This window comes from Raoultibacter timonensis, from assembly GCF_022845715.1.
Lineage (GTDB): Bacteria > Actinomycetota > Coriobacteriia > Coriobacteriales > Eggerthellaceae > Raoultibacter > Raoultibacter timonensis.
Genome location: NZ_AP025564.1, coordinates 1,131,785 through 1,149,044 on the forward strand (window position 1 = coordinate 1,131,785; position 17,260 = coordinate 1,149,044).

Sequence of the window (17,260 nt, forward strand, 5' to 3'; positions counted from 1 at the left end):
GGTACCATAGATGCGAAAAGCGAAACCGCCGAGAAAGAGCAGCATCACCCCATGACAGATTACATCGAAGGCAAGCGTCCGGTTATCGAAGCGCTACGCACGCACGTGCCCATCAAGCAGGTCCTCATCGCCGACAACCTCAAGCGCGATGGGCTGGTCGAAGACATCCTGCGTAAAGCCAAAAAGGCCGACGTACCCGTAAAGACCGTGCGCCACCGCGACCTCGACGAGAGGTCGGAGCGGGGCAGCCATCAGGGCGTCATGGCCGAGGCGAAGCCCTACGAGTACTGCAACGTGCAGACGATCCTCGATGCGGCCGAAGCGCATGCCGCCGAACACGACGGCGCCGCGCTCGTAGTGCTGCTCGACCATATCACCGACGCAGGGAACCTCGGCGCAATTGCCCGATCGGCGGAAGTGGTGGGTGCGAGCGGCATCGTCATCCCCAACAAGCGCAGCGCGCACGTGACGGCCGCCACCTATAAGAGCTCTGCGGGGGCCATAAGCCATCTCAACGTGAGCCAAGTCGCCAACATCGCGCAGGTCATCGAGCGCCTCAAGAAGGAGGGGTTCTGGGTTGCCGGAGCGAGCGAGCATGCGAAAGAGGTCGTGTGGGATTCCAACCTCAAGGGCAAGATCGCGCTCGTGATGGGCAACGAGGGGGAAGGCTTGGCGCGTCTCACCCAGGAAGTCTGCGACTTCCTCACGAAGCTGCCGCAGGAGGGCAACGTCGGTTCGCTCAACGTGGCTCAGGCGGCGACGGCTTGCATGTACGAGTGGATGCGCCAGAACCGCGCATAGATTCGCCATGGCAAAGCAGCGCAGAAAGATCCTCATCATCGACGGCTACAACGTGCTTCGTTCGGGCAGTCGCTACAAGCAGATAGCCGGACCCGATTACACCGACGATGCGTTCAACCGCGCTCGCGAGACGCTGATCAACGACGTTGTCGGCTACGCCGGTCATGAGTGGGGAGCGGTTATCGTGTTCGACGGTGCCAAGAACAGGTTCTCTACCGGGGAAGCCGAATCGGTTGGCGGCGTGCGCATCATGTTCTCGCCCTCGGGCCAGTCGGCCGACAAGGTGATCGAGAAGCTCGCGCACGATGCCCGCGAGCGCGGCATCGAAGCGCTCGTGGTTACGAGCGACGCCACCATTCAGGATACCGTGTTCGGCGGCGGGGTCGATCGCATGAGCGCGAACGACTTCAGCTGGGAGATGAACAACCTCCTTGTCGAAAACGAACTCGATGCAACGCCGCGCGTATCGAGGAAGAACACGGTTGCCGACCGCATCGATCCTGCCGTGCGCGCCAAGCTCGAAAAGCTCAGGGACGCTGCGCAGCAGTAGCCGGCGCCCGCCCCGGCGTTCTGCGTGCCGTGCGACTTTCGTGTCCGAAAACGGCTAGCGTAGGTTCCCCTGGTGTGGTTTCATTGGTGGAGAAGCGAAGCGCAGAGGAAGACCGTATGAAACAGCAGAGCACAACGCGACAACCGTTCCAGTCCAAGCATGGCGCCGAAGCAGTCGAGAAGGTGCTCGGTGCCGAACGATCCTTCGGCACGCCGCTGCCGGATGGAGATACCTGCTGGGAGGCACTCGGCATGCGCGATCCGCGCCTCGACGGGTTGTTCTTCGTCGGAGTGAGCTCGACGGGCATTTACTGTCGTGCGGTATGCTCCGCCAAACGGCCCAAGCGCGAGAACTGCACGTTCTTCAAGACGGCTGCCGAAGCCGAGGCGGCGGGTTTCCGCCCCTGCCTCAAGTGCCGGCCCGAGCTCGCGCCCGGCGTTCCCTTGGCCCCCGATACCGACCGCGCCGTCAGGCGGGCCGCCCAGCTTATACGCGAGGGATCGGGAGCCCGGGGGATTGCCGACATCGCCGCCGAGCTCGGGCTTTCGGAGCGTCAGATGCGACGCCTGTTCGAGCGGGCGTTCGGCGTCACGCCGACGGAGTACCGGACCACATGCCGCCTGCTTTTGGCTAAAAGCCTCCTTACCGATACCGAGCTGCCGATCACGCGCGTTGCGTACGCGTGCGGATTCTCGTCGGTTCGCCGATTCAACGATGCCTTCTCCGAACGCTATCGCATGCCGCCGAGCCGCTTTCGCGTCAAGGCAGCCTCGGGCATATCGCAGACCGGCGCCGGCCCCATTGTGCTGCACGTCGGGTATCGTCCGCCGTTCCGTTTCGACCTGCTGCTTGATTTTTTGCGCATGCGAGCCATCGACGGCGTGGAGGCGGTTCGCGAAGACTCGTATGCGCGTACGGTGCGTCTCGATGCTTCTTCGCCGCGCATCGGCCTCGACGCCTCGTCCTTCGATGGGGAAGCGCGGGCTGCGACAGGCGGCACGGCTGCTTCCTATCCGCGTATCGGCTGGATCGGCGTCGAGGACGAATCGGAGAAAAGCCGTCTCTCGGTCACGGTCTCGCCCGAACTTTTCGACGATCTCCCGCTGGTGCTCGCACGCGTGCGCCGCCTGTTCGACACCGATTGCCTGCCGTCGTCGATCGAGGCGGGTCTCGATGATTTTTACGGGCGCGTGCCCGGTTCGCGCCGCATTGCCGGCGTACGCCTGCCATGCTGTTTCGACGGGTTCGAAATGGCCGTGCGGGCCATCCTGGGGCAGCAGATCACCGTGAAAGCGGCGGGTACGCTTGCCGGACGGGTCGCGCACGAGTTCGGGCATCCGGTCGATACGCCCTACGAGGGGCTCGACATAGCCTTTCCGCCGCCCGTTGCGTTTTGCGCGCCCGACGCGGCGAACCGACTCGGTGAGCTCGGCGTCATCGGGCAGCGAGCCCGTGCCATCTGCGCGCTTGCAGAAGCCGTCTGTTCGGGCGAGGTGGGGTTGTACCCCGGCGCCGATCTCGAGACCGATGCGGCGGCGCTCAAAGCTATCCCCGGTATCGGGGATTGGACGGTGCAGTACCTGCTCATGCGCGCCTACGGCCATCCCGACGCCTTTCCGGCAGCGGATCTCGGGGTGCGCGACGCCTTTCCCGGTCTGAAGCCGCGCGAAATCGCAGCGCTCTCCGAAAACTGGAGGCCGTGGCGGTCCTATGCCGTCATGTCGCTTTGGTCGTCCCATGCGACGAGCGCGTTCGGCTCGCAGGGGGGTAAAGCCGCTTCGGGCAAGGCGACCGGCGCCTCTTTGCGAAGCGGTTTCGGCAAAGAAGTCGGCACCCGTTCGCAAAGCGGTTCGGCCAAAGGGATTGAGTCCGCCCCGTAAACCGGCCAAGCGGCGCATTCTCCGTGCAGACAGGCTAACGACAGGAGCAAACCTATGGATTACATCGACCTATACGAATCGCCTCTCGGCCCGATCACGCTTGCCAGCGATGGCGAGTCTCTCGTGGGTCTGTGGTTCGAGCAGCAGAAGTACGACAAGGCTACACTCGGCGCGTGCGAGGCTCGGCCCGATCTCCCGGTCCTTCTCGAAGCACGCAGGTGGCTCGACGCATACTTTGGGGGCAAGGACCCCGGTCCTATTCCTCCCGTCAACCCGCGCGGCACGGAGTTTCGCCAACGCGTTTGGGGGCAGCTCGCCGAGATCCCGTACGGCCGGCTGACAACGTACGGCGAAATCGCCCAGCGGATCGCCGAAGAGACGGGCGCCCGCGCATCCGCCCGTGCCGTGGGCGGGGGAGTCGGCCACAATCCCATCTCCATCATCTTGCCGTGCCATCGCGTCGTGGGTGCCAACGGAAGCCTTACGGGTTTTGGCGGTGGCCTGCCGCGCAAGATCGCACTGCTCGAGCTCGAGGGCGTCGACCTTTCGAAACTCACCGTCCCCACGAAGGGCACTGCGCTGTAGCGGTCGGCGGCGGTTTCGCGCGAAGCGCCGGCTCGACGGCATCGCTGGTAAGCGGCAATGGGCTGCGCTCGATCAGGTAAGAAGTTAGCGCATGAAAAGCAGGCACTTGGGCGCAAAAAATTTCGTTTGGGGGATCCTCCCAATCCGACGAAGGTTTGCGCTTCCGAAATCGCAAACCCGTCAGAACCAAGGACGGCGCACCTTCTCGACCTGGACTGTCTCCAAGTAAAGAAAAGCCGCGCTCCGCCGCCCTTTCCCTGCTGCAACGACCGATCCTTCAGATCGGCGGTTTTTGTCGTCAACGCCCGATTTCCGTTGCCAAACCGATATCGGCATGCGCCCGCGTGCGACTTCGGAACGCCAGCCCGCTGTCGGGCGCTCCGCGAGGGCGCGTCGATCCTGGTTCAACGGCGGAATCGCCCTCGTCTACGGGTTTTTGCCGATTATGTTGCGTTCAAGACCCGTCAGGGGCGGCTTTCGGCGCCCTTGAAGGCGAGCCTTGAAAGAGGTCGAATCGGAACAACCCTGCGACCAGGCAATATGCTGCTGGCAAGAAGCCGGCCGGCTTGCAGGCGGGCTCCGGACGCAACATAATCGGCAAAAACCCGTAGAAACAGCCCCGTCCGCCGCCGAACCGATATCGGCATGCGCCCGCGTGCGACTTCGGAACGCCAGCCCGCTGTCGGGCGCTCCGCGAGGGCGCGTCGATCCTGGTTCAACGGCGGAATCCGATTGACCTTGCTAAAACACGACGGTCCCATCCGCCTCGTCGCACGGATCGCAGAGCTGCAGAAAGTCCCACCCATGGATGGGTGTATGTATGGATCGTCTCCACCCATGCACGAGAGTCCCTGAGCGTCGGCGGGAACCGGGCATGGGATGCAAGGGTCCATCCAAGCTGTGCGCCTAGCCGCGCGCCTCTACAGGCCGTCTCCCGCTCTGACGAATAACCCGGTGGGCGGCAGCGAGGTTGCCACGTGGCAGGGCGCGGATGCGGAGCGCGTGCGGCTTGCGGTGTCGGCTATCATGAGATGGACGGGGCGCTTCGCGATGCCGATGCTTGCGAAGTCCGCCGATTCGACGGCCCTTCGTTCGGGAGTGCGGTTCGCTGAGGGAAGGGCGCGCGTGAGCGGCGGTCGGTTGAGAGCATGGTCCGATCGCCAGAATTCTAGAGCCGATTCGTATCCGATGAAAACACCCATAGAAGCAGCGTAGCATGCCAGCCTTACCGCGGTTGAGCCGCGACCTTGCCGTTTTCTTACGCGAATCGGAATCGGGTACCTGGTTACAAACGATTGTTTTTCGGATAAAATCCCACTTCATGCACGGTTGCAACCGACGGTTGCGTAAAATGATTACCAGACTTGCTAGTGCAACCGCGCCCGCAACGGTACCGTTGGGTTCGTCGACGAAAGAGAAAACGCCATGGCTCGAACATCACGGAAGGAACCATTCATGAACGTCGAGATCGCCCAACGCCTCGCAGAGCTGAGACGCGAGAAGGGCTACAGCCAAGAAGAGCTTGCCGAAAGGCTCGGACTGTCCCGCCAAGCGGTATCGAAGTGGGAGCGCGCGGAATCGTCTCCCGACACCGGAAATCTCGTTGCGCTCGCAAAGCTGTACGGCGTGACGCTCGACGAGCTGCTCCGCTTCGATGAGGATTTGGAAGACGATATAATCTACGAGGCGCAGGATCGCAACGCATCCGCCGAAGAGAAGGCGCAAGCGGCAGCCGAGAAGGCGAGCGTTGCCGCAGCCCAAGCGGCTGCGGCGGCTGCACAAGCCCAAGCGGCCCAGACCGCGGCGAAGGCAGTGCAGGATCAGCAGGCCTACGCCGCCGCATCCCAGACCGCCCAACCCGCCCAAGCCCCGCAAGGCGCCCCTCAGCCGCATCCGGCTCAGACGGCCGCCTACGCCGCCCCCCGTACCATACCGCCCAGACACCACCGCCTCCGGGCGCCTACGCGACGGGTCCGAGCATCCCGCCCCAGTCTCCCCATCAGTATCCTGTTGGAAGCAAAGAGTGGGAGGACGCCTACGTCGAGCGTGAAATGCGCAACGCCGTTGGCGACATTAACGACGGCGGCCATCGCAAGGGCGCGTGGTCGAGCTTTCCCTACCCGATCCTGTGCGTGATCGTGTTCTTGCTCGCCGGTTTCTTCTGGGGCATCTGGCATCCCGCCTGGATCGTGTTCCTCACGATTCCGATCTACTACTACATTGCCCATGTCATCGAAAGTGACCCCAACTACAGAAAGTAGGACGAGCCATGGCACGATTGACCGGGGCGTCTTACGCCAAAATCGCATCAGCCGTTCTTCTCGCCGTGGCGCTGTTCGCCATCGCGGGGTTCGGCGCAGGCTGCTCTTCGTGGCAGCTGAGAGCGGGAGGAGATTCTATGATAGGAAGCGCAAACGTCGCTGCGAGCGACGTGAAGAACATAGAGGTTGATTGGGCGGCCGGCTCGGTACAGATGCACGTGGTCGATTCCGCCTCCGACGAGATCGAGCTTATCGAGACAGGCAACGGCATCACAAAGGGACAGGAGATGCGTTGGAAGATCTCCGGCAATACGCTCTTCATCGATTATGGCGGATGGTTTTCCTGCTTCTCGTTCGGCAGCAAGAGCCTCGAGATTCGCGTCCCTCAGAAATACGCCGCCGACTTCGGCCTCGTGAAGATCGACGGGGCGTCGGGCTACTACAACGTAACCGGTATCGGTTGCGACAAGCTCGACGTCGATCTCGCTTCGGGCGAGCTCGAGGCGAGGGATTTTGCCGTCCGCGAGCTCAACATCGATGTGGCAAGCGGCAAATCGTATGCGCAGGGATCGGTGTCGGAGTCGATCAAAACCCATGCGGCATCGGGTCGGATCGAGGTTGTGAGCAGCGTGTGCCCGAACGTCATCGACGCCGACATGGCGAGCGGCACCATCGCCGTGACGATTCCCGACAACGAGGGGTTCACCGCCTACGTCGATAAAGCTTCGGGTTCGTTCGAGAGCCAGTTCGAAACCGTCCAGCAGGGCGACGGCTCCTATGTGCATAAGAGCGGCGGTGCGAAGTTCGACATCGACATGGCGTCCGGTCATTTCATCTTGAACAGGCTGTAGAGGGAGGCGCTTGCGGCGAGGCGTCTGCGGCGGGGCGTCTGCGGCGGGGCATCGGCGAGCTGGGCACCTGCGACAAAGTGCCTGCGGGCGAGGCGCCTGCAGTTGAGCGGGCCCCGTAGACAGGTGAAGGCTGCGCTTGGCTGATAAGCGCGAGGCGTTTGAGCAAATCGACAGGCGGAAGCGAATGGAAGCGAATGCGCCGATCCGTTTTGGTTCGCCGGGTCCGTTGACGAGAAACGAGAATCCCGCCCGAAATGCGACTCGGGCGGGATTCTTTCGGCTGCGGCATCGGTTCGATTGCCGGCCTCGGCGCTATTTCACCTCGAGCGCTACGTCGTCGTTCGGTTTCCAGAGGATGGAATCCCATGTGAGCGCCTTGATGAGCGCTTTCGAGGTGTCGAGCGATATCGCGTATTCGTTACCGAAGAAGCGCAGCTCGGCAACGGTGCCGTCGTTTGCGGCGAGCAGCGCCAGCGCGTAGCTGCTTGCGGAGGTGCCGCTCGTCAAGAGCACCGGCGAGCGATCCCTTCCCTGCAGGGCTCCGCCGGTAAGCGAGTCGGCATGCTTGTCGCCGCGTGCGAGGGCGGGTTTGTTCCATGACAGGCGCTCGACGGCGGAACGCTCGTCGGACGTGGTCCATTCTGCTACGAGTGACGATGTATGGTAACGGTCGGTTCCGCCGAGGCGAACAACCTGCGCGTCGGTGAGGCCCGCGGCAGCCTGTGCTTCCTTGAGGGTTGCCGCCGATACGGAGTTCTCGTCGCCGAGGACGAGCACGCGATCGAAGCCTCCCGAAGCGAGCGCTTCCTTCGTCCCCTCGGTCAATCCCGCCGATCCGGATTTGGCGAGGAAAATCGGGCTTTGGGTAACCGCGGACCACGATGATGCGGAGAGCGAATCGGGGAAATCGTCGGCCCGTGCGATGATGGCGGTCGTGGAGCGAGACGAGCCGATTTCCCGATTGACGAGTTCGGCGGTCTCGTAGCGGTCGGCTCCGCCGATGCGCTCTACGGTTGCAACGGAAGACAGCGCGCGCACGCTTGCCTCGACCTCGGAAGAGACGGCGTTTTGGTCTCCGATGATAATGACGGTTCCCGCTTGCAGGTCCGATTCGATGGCCGCGCGGGCATCGTCGGCGAGCAGGTCGGTGGGCGTCAGCACGATGGGGGCGTTTCCGAGGTTGCCGGAAAGCGCCGAGGCCGTGAGGGCATCGGGGAAGTGGTAATCGTCGCCCGAGGCGAGAATCACCGTGTTTTCGGTACCGCGTTCATAGGTTGAGACTTGCCTCGAGGTTGCGTAGCGGTGCTCGCCGTACAGGCGCGCAACCGAAAGCTCGACCGATGTATCCGCCTCGCCGTAGCGGGCGTACAGGTGCACTTCTCCATCGAGCAGATCGTCGGTTTCGACAACGATGTTTGCGCCGGGGGCGTAAAGGGTCTCTCCGGCAACCTCGTGCTCGGTGAGGGCCCAGCCGACGAGCTCCATGTTCTCGGGGGCGAGCGTCTCCGCGTCGAGGCCCGCAAGATCTTTAACGGCCGTTTCGGTAAGCATGCCGTGCGGTCCGTCCGGGTCGGTGATCTGCGTGGAGGAATCAGGATGGTAGACGAGGTCCGCCTGGTCTTCCCAAAGCGGCACGAGCACGTGGAAGCTGCCCTGAATGACGTAGGTGCTCCCGTCGACGATTTCGCTTGCGTCGAACCCTTGGGCTTTGAGCAGGTCGTCGTTGATGCCGTTGGATATCACATAGGGCTTATCGCCGTATCCCTCGAACACGATGGGTTGTCCGCTCGAGGTTACCTCCCCGATTGGGAAATACCAGCCGAGCAGCCGCTTGCCGTCTTCGTGACTAACCGTCAGGCCTCTTTTTTCCAGCTCGGCCGAAATGGTGCGCGTACCCACGCTGAACATACGGGTTTTGTCGAGCCCGGTATCGCTCCAAACGGCGCCGGTGCCACCGGTGTAGAAGTACGTGGAGAACGCATAGGTGCTGATGTCGTAGTTGTTCAGGCAGTTCGACGGGGCCACCATGGCGTCGGGCGCCTGCGCGGTCAGGCCGGTGACGTTCTTGACGTTTGCGCGGTAGTGGTTCGCGAGATCCGAGAAGACGAGCCCCGATCCTATCGCGGACATGGGCTTTTCGATATTCCAGTTGAGCTGGCCTGCCGATGCGTAGTTATCCTCGAAGTACGCTCCATCGATGGTGTAGTAGGTGTTGGGGTTGCAGTTCAGCGCGCCGCCGCTTCCTGCAAGGGCGCTGTTGCCGATGAACCGGACGTTCGAGAAATCGAAACCTTGGCCGTAAACAGCACCGCCGCTCTTCGCCGTGTTGCCGGTAAACGTGCACCCTGAAATGGCGGAGTAGGTGCTTTGCGTGGCGGAGTTCTGGTAAAACGCTCCGCCGACGCCCAGATAGGCGTTCGAGCTGGTTCCCGCAGCATTGTTTGTAAACGTGCTGTCGGTTATGGTGTGGCCGCCCTTTTGCGACTGGATGGCGCCGCCGCTTTCCCCTGCGGAGTTGCCGGTGAACGCGCACGAGGTTACGATGTAGGTGCTCGCTCCTCCCCGTGCGTTCGATATAACGCCGCCGGAGTCTGCTGCCGAACAATCGTCGAACGAGACTCCGATGAACGTGTGGGTGCCCCCTGAAACCAGAGCGAAGCCGCCGTTTCCTCCGGAGCGCGCTCCCGATACCGTACCTCCGCTTACGGTGAGGCTTCCGTTGTAGTTTATGCCGCCGGCATCCGAGGTGTAGAAGCCCCCGTTGCCTGTTGCCGACACGTCCGAGATGGTGCAGTCGGTGAGCGTAACGTTGGCGCCGTAGCTGACAAGGCCGCCGCCCGTGCCGATGCCGTGCACCCCGGCCATCGTCACGTTGTTCCAAGCAAGCGTTGTTTTCGATCCTCCGACGTGCATGCCTCCGCCCGCTTTGCGGTCGCCGAGTGCCGTGCTGGAGTCGATGTTTTCGTTATGGCCGATGAGCGAAAGGTCGACAAGGGCGATCGCCCTAGTTCCCGAGGGATAGCTTTCCGCATCGATGTGGAGGCCTTCGTATCCGTCGGCGAGTACGAGACGGTGCCCGTTGCCGTCGATCGTGACGGATGCAAGGTTGTTGGGGATGTAGAGCGGGACGTTCGTCGCTTGACCCCAGCCGGTCGATTGATCGTACGCCATGCCGTTGCCGTCGATTTCGATATCTTGGGATAGTTCGATGACGGCTCCGTCCGAGGCGTCGATGAGCGCTTGCTGCAGTTCTGCCTGCGTGGTGGGCGCAGAGAGCGGCGAAACCGCCGATGTCCCGCCGAAGGACGCGGGCCCATTGCCCGATGGTTGTGCGGGCACGTAAGAAAGAGCGGCTTCATCCTCGGTATGAGGGGAGCGGTTCTCGGCATCCTTTGCAGCCAAGGCGTCTTCGCCTTGGTCCGTGCTGTCGAAGGGAACGTCGATGTCGAGGTAATCGACAGCGCCCCTCTCGGACGCGTGCGCGCTTGACTGAGGAATTCCGGAGAAAGCGAATGCCAGGGCGCAAGCGAGGAGGAGGGCTAGCGGCCTTCGGGCCGGGTGCACTGTATCCATACCTGTCCTTTCTGCGAGTATGCAACGCGTAAAATACAAGATCTTACATAAATACAAAGCGGAGTATACCATCATGTAAGGTAATGTGTAAGATATTTCATATTAATATATCGAGAGCGCATGCGATCGGCGTGCGATCGGCGGGGTAGTGCATGCGGAGGCTCCCGCGCCGAGTGGGGCAGGGTGTCAGCGTCGCTTTCGCTTGCGTGACGACGCGATCCGTCTAATCGGTTCGGAGTTCTGCGTTTACCTGCCCGCTAATCTTGGGACCACGTGCAGCACTGCGATTTGCCGGCCCGCTTCGCCTGGTAGAGCGCTTCGTCGCTTCGCCTGATAAGCTCGTCGATCGAGAGGCCTTCCCCGAGATCGGTAGCGATGCCTATCGAGCCTGTCGTGCGGCAGAGCAGATCGTCGGCGGCGAATTGCGTGCGGATGCTTTCGAGGCAAGAGAGCGCTTGAACCTCGACCGAATCGACGGGGCGCCCATCGAGGATCGCGACAATGAACTCGTCCCCTCCCATGCGCACCACGATGTCGTCGGGAAACCGCTCGACGAGGATCCGGCTCGTCTCGACGAGGATCCGGTCGCCCATCTGGTGGCCGAAGGCGTCGTTGATGCCCTTGAAATCGTCGAGGTCGAGATATGCCAGCGTGATCATGCTGCTCGAAGCCTTCGCAAGCTGCTCGTACAGGTACCGCCGATTGTAGAGGCCGGTGAGGTAATCGGTGTTGGCGCTTTTGAGGACGCGCTCTTCGAGTTCGCGTTCTTTCGTCACGTCGCGGTAGATGCGCAGCTGGCCGGTCTCGTTGCCGAACACGTCTACGATCATGCGCTGATTGATTTCGAACGTCTTTCTCGTACCGCCGATGTCGGCGGTGAAGAAGCTCGAATCGGTAAAGTCGTTGGCGTCTACGACCGCATTGCCGAGGACGAGCCTGCGCCATTCGTCGAAGTCGCCGCCGATCACTGCTTCGCGCTTCACGTCGAAGTATTCTTCTGCGTGGTCGTTGACGTTGATGACGGTTCCCTCGGTGTCGAGTACGACGATGGCGTAGGGCATGGAGTTGATGAATATCTCGAGTTCGGTTTCGATGTTGCCGAGGTCGGTCACGTCGTGGGCGATGCCGACGGTGCCCATCACCGATCCATCGTAATCGAACAGGGGCGATTTGTAGGTTTTGAATTGCCGCATGCCGTGGCTCGTTTTGATCTGCTCGTCGAACAGGCAGGTTTTGCGGGCGCTCATGGTTTCTTCCTCGGATTCGAGGCAGACGTATTCGCCCTGCGAGTACTCCTCGGGCGTAATGTCCCAGATGAAGTAATGTCCACGGTCCTCGATCTGCTCCTTGGTCTTCTCGACCGTCTGGCAGAACGCTTCGTTGACTTTCAGGTGCGAACCGCGGGCGTCCTTGAACCAGACGAGTTCGGGGATCGAGTCGATGGCGGTGTCGAGGTACTGCTTCGAGAGGGCGAGCTCGGCGAGCGCCTTTTCAAGTTCGAGGAGCTTTTCGAAACGAAAGGCGACGAGCGAGGGGGGCATGGGAGTGAGCCAAACGTCGTCGACCATTTCGTATATGCCCCGTCCCAGGCGATTGATGTCTTCAGCGGGGATGCGCAGCACGATCTTCGAGCTGCTTTTGCGGGGCGGGAAGGTTGCGTTTGAGCTCTCGAGTCCCTGTAAGTCGATGACCGCCAGATCCGAAGCGGTGAACGCATCGGCATCGAATTCGGCATGCGGGCAGAGATCAAGTGAGAACCGTTCGGGACAAGGTACGGAGCGTATGGCCGCTTCCGCCTCTGCGTCGACGCCGAACAGCGCAATGTGGAGAACCCGGTGATACATCGATGCCCTTTCCCTGCTACGCGATTCTGAACGTAAACCAAATCGGTTAACAATAGCATTTCGTATTGTGCTCCAAAAAGGGCTCGGCTGGAAGAGCCAATCTTCGTTCCCGGGAGATTCACCGCCGTTTGACGCCGTTCGATTGGCGCCATGTAAAATGAAGATGACCTTTTGGCGAAGGATAAAAGGTATGATATTATCTTTATGTATATGCTGCCCGACGCCAAAGGGGTATTCCGTGAAACGTCGCATGGTTCTCCCAATCATCTTATCGTGTATCCTTTCGGTCTCGCTCGTTCCCATCGCCTATGCTGAACAGGGGAATTCGGTGAGCGCCGATCCTCTTGTCCAATCGGTTCGCGCAGAAGGCGGCGCAGCCGATACTGAGATCGAAGCCGATGCCGCTTTCGAAAGCTTTGAATCGGATGGTGACAACGAGGCCGAGGACGCGCTCGGGTCGCCTTCGAACGAGGGCGGCGAAGCGGAAGATGTGCCCGCATCACCGTCGGGCGAGGGCGACGAATCGGGGGATTTTGCTGGGTTGCCGTCGGCTGAAAACGACGGGTCCGCCGATACCCTCGGGCTGCGCTCGACCGACGGCGCAGATGCCGACGGATCCCTCGGGACGCTATCGGCGGAAGACTTCGTCGTCTCCGGCGGAATACCCGAGATCGATTACCGCTACCAGGACGGCGTGCTGGAGCTGCTCAACGACGGTGCCTACCGCGTCTCGTTGGCCGAGGGCACGTCTTCGACGCAGGATACCATCAAGGTGGGGAGCGGTGTAGTGGCTACCTTGACGCTGCATAACGTGGCGATCGACAACACGGGCAGGGCGGATGCGGGGGGCATCGTCCTCGATGGCGGTGCAGCCGTGATCCTCGTCATCGAGGGAGCATGCCGCATCGCGGCAGGAAGCGGGGCCGCCGGGGTGCTCGTTCCGGTCGGAGCTGCCCTCACCGTCGAGAATCCCGCAAACGGTCTGCTGTCGGTCAAGGGCGGCAGCGGGGCCGCGGGCATCGGAGGCGGGGCTTCCTCTCTGAGCAGCAACAGCGGTTCCATCTCCGTGCGATGCGACGCGATCGTCGAAGCGGGGGCGAACGCCTACGCGATCGGCCCCGGTACGGGCGGTTCGCCGACTAACTCGGTGACCCTTCCCGCCACCGGCATCGTCGCTGTCGGTTCCGTCGACGCGACGAAGGTGAACGAGGTTGCGTATCACAGCAACGGCGGATACGACTTCGCTACGACCGTGCTCACGTATTCGTCCGATTCAATCGTGCTGCCCACCTCCGCGCAGCTGATGCGCTACGATGCGGGCTTTCCCGATACGGGAGCGCGCGGCTGGTCGGCTTCGCCCCACGACGAGGTAGGAATAGGCCAGGGGGGAGCGTATACGCTGACGGCGGCATCGACGACCCTGTACGCTGCGGGAGCGCAGCGGGATCTTGTGGTCGAGGGCGCTACTACCGGGTACACCTACGTCGAGGGGACCCTGCACATCAGCGCGGGGGGCACCTACACCGTTTCCATGCGCGACGGGGTCGAAACGACGACCGACAACATCGTGGTTGCGGCGGCGGCTACCGTGACGATCGACGGGATCACCATACAGCAGCCGAGCACCCAGAATCGCTCGTGCATTTTGATTGAACGGCAGGTCAACCTCCTCATCAAGGGATCCAATACGCTGCATGCGAGCATGACGAGCTCGGCTGTGCGCGTTTCCAGCTCGGCAAAGGTCACCATAAACGATGCCGACGACGCGACGGCGACGCTGGTTGCACAGGCGGGTCCTGGCGGAAAGAACGGGGGAGGCGGCGCCGCGATCGGCGAGAGCATGCAATCATCCGCAGGCGAGATCGTCATCGAGGGCGGCACCATAACCGCCCATGGCGGCGACAGGGCGCCGGGCGTCGGCTCGGGAACGTATGCCAGCAATGCGAGCAAGAGCATCACGATAGCGGGCGACGCCGCGGTGAAGGCTACGGGGGGATCGGGTTCGGCCGGCATCGGGTCGGGTTTCCAGTCGGAGCTCAAGGGCCAGGTGCTGATCAAGGATCAGGCGCGCGTCGAAGCGCGGGGGGTTTCGACTTCCCCGGGCATAGGATCGGGCATGTACAGCAAGTTCGCAGGTTCGATTTCCATCCAGGACCAGGCGGTCGTGAAGGCCTTCGGCGACGGGGCGCCCGGAATGGGCTCGGGCTACAACGGCGCGTGCACGGGCACGATCGCCATCCACTCGCTCGGCGTCCAATCGTCGGGTACGCGCGCGTTCGGCTCGCCGACGGCCGACTTGGCGGGATCGCGGACGGTCGCCTACGCGTTTTACTCGGCCGCGGGGTCGCACCAAACGACCCTGAACTACATCGGTGACACCGCGACCATGCCCGATACGACGTGGCTGCGCATGTTCTCGTCCGACTACGGCGACATCGGAACCCGCGCGTGGAGAACGCTGCAGGAGCCGACGCTGTACCCAAGAGGAGGCGATTATTCCCTCACGGATGCCCTCACGGTTCTCTATGCGGTCGAGGCGGTGCGCGACCTAACCGTCAAGGGAGGCGTCGAAGGCGCCGACTACCGCTACCAGGGCGACGGAAAACTCGTCGTGCTCAGCGGAGCCGCGTTGTCCGTCGAGCTCCGCGAGGGGCTGCAGGCCACGACCGACCGTATAGCGGTGCCATCCGGAATCGAGGCGAGGATAACGATCGAGAACGTCGCCATCGAAACGTCGTCCGGCTCCCCGATAAGCCTTGCAACGGACGCGTCGCTTGCGTTGACCCTCGTGGGGGACAACCGGTTGGTTTCGCTGGACCGATACAGCGGCATCGCGGTGCCAGGAGATGCGGACCTCTCGATTCGTGCCGGTTCTGAGGGAGCTTCGCTGTTTGCCCAAGGGGCCGCTCTCTTCCCCGGCATCGGTGCGAGCGGGGCCGACCCTTGCGGCTCCATTGCCATCATGGGTGCTACGGTCGAGGCGCACGGGGGGATATACTCCGCGGGGATAGGGGCGCCGTACGGAGGCAGACTCGTGGGCGACATCGTCGTTTCGGAGGAAGCGGTGGTCAAGGCGTACGGATCGACAGACGGGGTGAGCATCGGTGCCGGCCTCTACGGGTTGATCATAGGTTCGATCTCGCTGCCTGATACGGGGGTGTTCGCGCCCCAGGGCGTCGGAACCCCTAACGAGCCGTACCCGGGTGTGCGGACAGTTGCTTACCGGGGTGACGGCGCGGAGCTCTCGCTCGCGTACGGTTCCGATGGAATCAAGCTGGCTACCTTCGAGCGTCTGGCCCGCTTCGACGATGCGTTTTCCGGCAGCGGGACGTACTGGGTCGAGCAGGGCCAACAGGAGGTTGGCTACCCGATCGCCGACGGTGCCGCTGTAACGGTTGCAGCCGATACGGTGTTCGCTTCGGGGCACAGGGTGACGTTCGATTCCGCGGGGGGATCCGCCGTCGACGACGTATACGCGGCGCACGGCGAAGCGGTCGCGCAGCCCGCCGATCCCAGCAGGGAGGCGTATGCGGCTGCCGGGTGGACGAGCGGAGGAGAGCCGTGGTCGTTCAGTCAGCCGATAGGAGCCGATCTGGCCCTGACCATGGAATGGAATCCCGTTGCATACTCGATAACCTATGAGAACACGAGGGGAACTGAAAACGGCAATCCTCTTTCGTACACGGTGGAGAGCGCCGACATCGCGCTTGCGCCGCTCGGCGAAGCCGAAGGGTACCGGTTCACGGGGTGGTTCGACGCCGCCGAGGGGGGCGCCGAGGTGACAGCGATTCCTAGCGGTTCGAAAGGCAATGTGACGCTGTATGCGCAGTGGCAGTTCGTCTACCGTTTGATCGACGGGCCCGACCGCATCGAGCGCAAGAGCACCGACGCAGTGTTCTCCTTCACAGGCGACATCTCCGATGCGGTGGGCGTTTCCGTGAACGGGCGGGAGTTCTCGCTCGCGCAGGGCGAGGGCCGCGTCGACCTTGCCGACGGAGGTATGCCGGCGGGCAAGCTGGAGTCGGGAAGCGTGGTACTGACGCTGCACGGTTCGTATCTCGACGGGATCGAGAACGGCGCACACGAGGTGAAGCTCGTTTTCGCCGACGGCCAGCACGTCGCCCACACCTTCGAGCTCGCGCGCGCGGACGACCCCGACGATTCCGATGGTCCCAGCGGGCCGTCCGACCCGACCGATCCAGCCGAACCGGTTGATCCCGGAAATCCGGGAGGCTCGGGATCGTGGACGGGCGGCGGTTCTCGGGGAGGCCTCGCCGCCGTAGGCGACGAGCTGGGCGCGGCTCCGCTTGCGGTTCTCGCCCTCTGCTCGCTCGTGGCGGCGTACGCGGCTTTGGGCTCGAGAAGCAAAAGAGGCGAGGATCGCTGAACCGAAAAGGCGGCCCGCCCGCCGGGATGTATCGAGACGGTGCCACGGCCGCCGCACGAGGCGCCGTCGGTGCTGGCTTCTGCGCATCCCAACGGGGTCTCGGCGGCGGAAGGCCCCTTTCTTGCATGAGATTTGCGATAGTGACACGCAGTAGGGAAGTTACGGTATATTTGAACTGGGCATACGTCTTACAGGTACGGGCGCGCGGGTGGAAAAGGACTCTTTTCGGGTTCACTACCGTAAATCTCATACAGGTAATCGCCGACCTGGATGCTCTCTTCGAATGCGCTCCCGAAATCGTGCAGATGCGTCTTTGAAGCAGTTCTCGTCAAATCCGTTGGCAAGCCGTCCTCGGGATGCATTCGCGTACTCTGATGGCGGCTTGCCTGCTGGCGGGGTCCTCGAGCCGCGAACCTCAGGATTGGCGAGCCTGCCGGCGCGGACTCCTCGGCGGCACCAAAATGTCATATTCGCAAAACCCCAGTTCGCCCTCATAATTTCAGAGAATAACCACAATTCGAAAAACTT

10 protein-coding genes are annotated in these 17,260 nt (G+C 62.5%); 8 read left to right on the top strand and 2 right to left on the bottom strand.

Annotation, left to right across the window (positions count from 1 at the left end; translation table 11 throughout):
* Positions 1 to 51 precede the first annotated feature (51 nt).
* The 7 genes from rlmB (at position 52) to MWL89_RS04525 (ending at position 6,928) form a co-directional block, all read left to right on the top strand.
* Positions 52 to 801, top strand: coding sequence for a 23S rRNA (guanosine(2251)-2'-O)-methyltransferase RlmB (gene rlmB, locus MWL89_RS04495; protein ID WP_102378807.1), 750 nt, complete (start codon positions 52 to 54; stop codon positions 799 to 801).
* 7 nt (positions 802 to 808) lie between these two features.
* Positions 809 to 1,351, top strand: a complete 543-nt coding sequence (locus MWL89_RS04500) for an NYN domain-containing protein (protein ID WP_102378806.1) — start codon at positions 809 to 811, stop codon at positions 1,349 to 1,351.
* Between the two features lie 116 nt (positions 1,352 to 1,467).
* Positions 1,468 to 3,231 (top strand): DNA-3-methyladenine glycosylase 2 family protein, encoded by a 1,764-nt coding sequence (locus tag MWL89_RS04505; RefSeq protein ID WP_244411923.1) that lies wholly within the window; start codon positions 1,468 to 1,470, stop codon positions 3,229 to 3,231.
* A gap of 54 nt (positions 3,232 to 3,285) precedes the next feature.
* On the top strand, positions 3,286 to 3,816 hold the full coding sequence (locus MWL89_RS04510) for a methylated-DNA--[protein]-cysteine S-methyltransferase (protein WP_244411924.1): 531 nt from the start codon (positions 3,286 to 3,288) through the stop codon (positions 3,814 to 3,816).
* Positions 3,817 to 5,271: 1,455 nt separating this feature from the next.
* Positions 5,272 to 5,952, top strand: coding sequence for a helix-turn-helix transcriptional regulator (locus MWL89_RS04515; protein WP_244411925.1), 681 nt, complete (start codon positions 5,272 to 5,274; stop codon positions 5,950 to 5,952).
* The gene (locus MWL89_RS04520) at positions 5,868 to 6,077 is read left to right on the top strand and encodes a hypothetical protein (protein ID WP_244412623.1); all 210 of its coding nucleotides are present in this window, start codon (positions 5,868 to 5,870) and stop codon (positions 6,075 to 6,077) included. Before MWL89_RS04515 ends, MWL89_RS04520 begins: the two co-directional genes overlap by 85 nt.
* An 8-nt stretch (positions 6,078 to 6,085) precedes the next feature.
* Positions 6,086 to 6,928, top strand: a complete 843-nt coding sequence (locus MWL89_RS04525; RefSeq protein ID WP_244411926.1) for a DUF4097 family beta strand repeat-containing protein — start codon at positions 6,086 to 6,088, stop codon at positions 6,926 to 6,928.
* A gap of 312 nt (positions 6,929 to 7,240) precedes the next feature.
* Here the strand turns inward: MWL89_RS04525 and MWL89_RS04530 are convergent, their stop codons facing one another.
* Both MWL89_RS04530 and MWL89_RS04535 read right to left on the bottom strand, forming a co-directional pair.
* Entirely contained in the window at positions 7,241 to 10,501 is a 3,261-nt protein-coding gene (locus MWL89_RS04530) for a cell wall-binding repeat-containing protein (protein WP_244411927.1), read from the bottom strand.
* Positions 10,502 to 10,758: 257 nt separating this feature from the next.
* The gene (locus tag MWL89_RS04535; RefSeq protein WP_180995100.1) at positions 10,759 to 12,345 is read right to left on the bottom strand and encodes a diguanylate cyclase; all 1,587 of its coding nucleotides are present in this window, start codon (positions 12,343 to 12,345) and stop codon (positions 10,759 to 10,761) included.
* 238 nt (positions 12,346 to 12,583) lie between these two features.
* Here MWL89_RS04535 and MWL89_RS04540 point away from each other — a divergent pair, with 238 nt between their 5' ends.
* Positions 12,584 to 16,732: an InlB B-repeat-containing protein gene (locus MWL89_RS04540; RefSeq protein ID WP_244411928.1), complete on the top strand. Its 4,149-nt coding sequence runs from the start codon at positions 12,584 to 12,586 to the stop codon at positions 16,730 to 16,732.
* Positions 16,733 to 17,260 lie beyond the last annotated feature (528 nt).

What these genes read in the sequence shown, in the direction of transcription:
- MWL89_RS04515 (WP_244411925.1), top strand. Translation starts at nt 5,272, where the DNA reads ATGAACGTCGAGATCGCCCAACGCCTCGCAGAGCTGAGACGCGAGAAG.
- MWL89_RS04520 (WP_244412623.1), top strand. Translation starts at nt 5,868, where the DNA reads ATGCGCAACGCCGTTGGCGACATTAACGACGGCGGCCATCGCAAGGGC.
- MWL89_RS04535 (WP_180995100.1), bottom strand. Translation starts at nt 12,345, where the DNA reads ATGTATCACCGGGTTCTCCACATTGCGCTGTTCGGCGTCGACGCAGAG.
- rlmB (WP_102378807.1), top strand. Translation starts at nt 52, where the DNA reads ATGACAGATTACATCGAAGGCAAGCGTCCGGTTATCGAAGCGCTACGC.
- MWL89_RS04500 (WP_102378806.1), top strand. Translation starts at nt 809, where the DNA reads ATGGCAAAGCAGCGCAGAAAGATCCTCATCATCGACGGCTACAACGTG.
- MWL89_RS04505 (WP_244411923.1), top strand. Translation starts at nt 1,468, where the DNA reads ATGAAACAGCAGAGCACAACGCGACAACCGTTCCAGTCCAAGCATGGC.
- MWL89_RS04525 (WP_244411926.1), top strand. Translation starts at nt 6,086, where the DNA reads ATGGCACGATTGACCGGGGCGTCTTACGCCAAAATCGCATCAGCCGTT.
- MWL89_RS04530 (WP_244411927.1), bottom strand. Translation starts at nt 10,501, where the DNA reads ATGGATACAGTGCACCCGGCCCGAAGGCCGCTAGCCCTCCTCCTCGCT.
- MWL89_RS04510 (WP_244411924.1), top strand. Translation starts at nt 3,286, where the DNA reads ATGGATTACATCGACCTATACGAATCGCCTCTCGGCCCGATCACGCTT.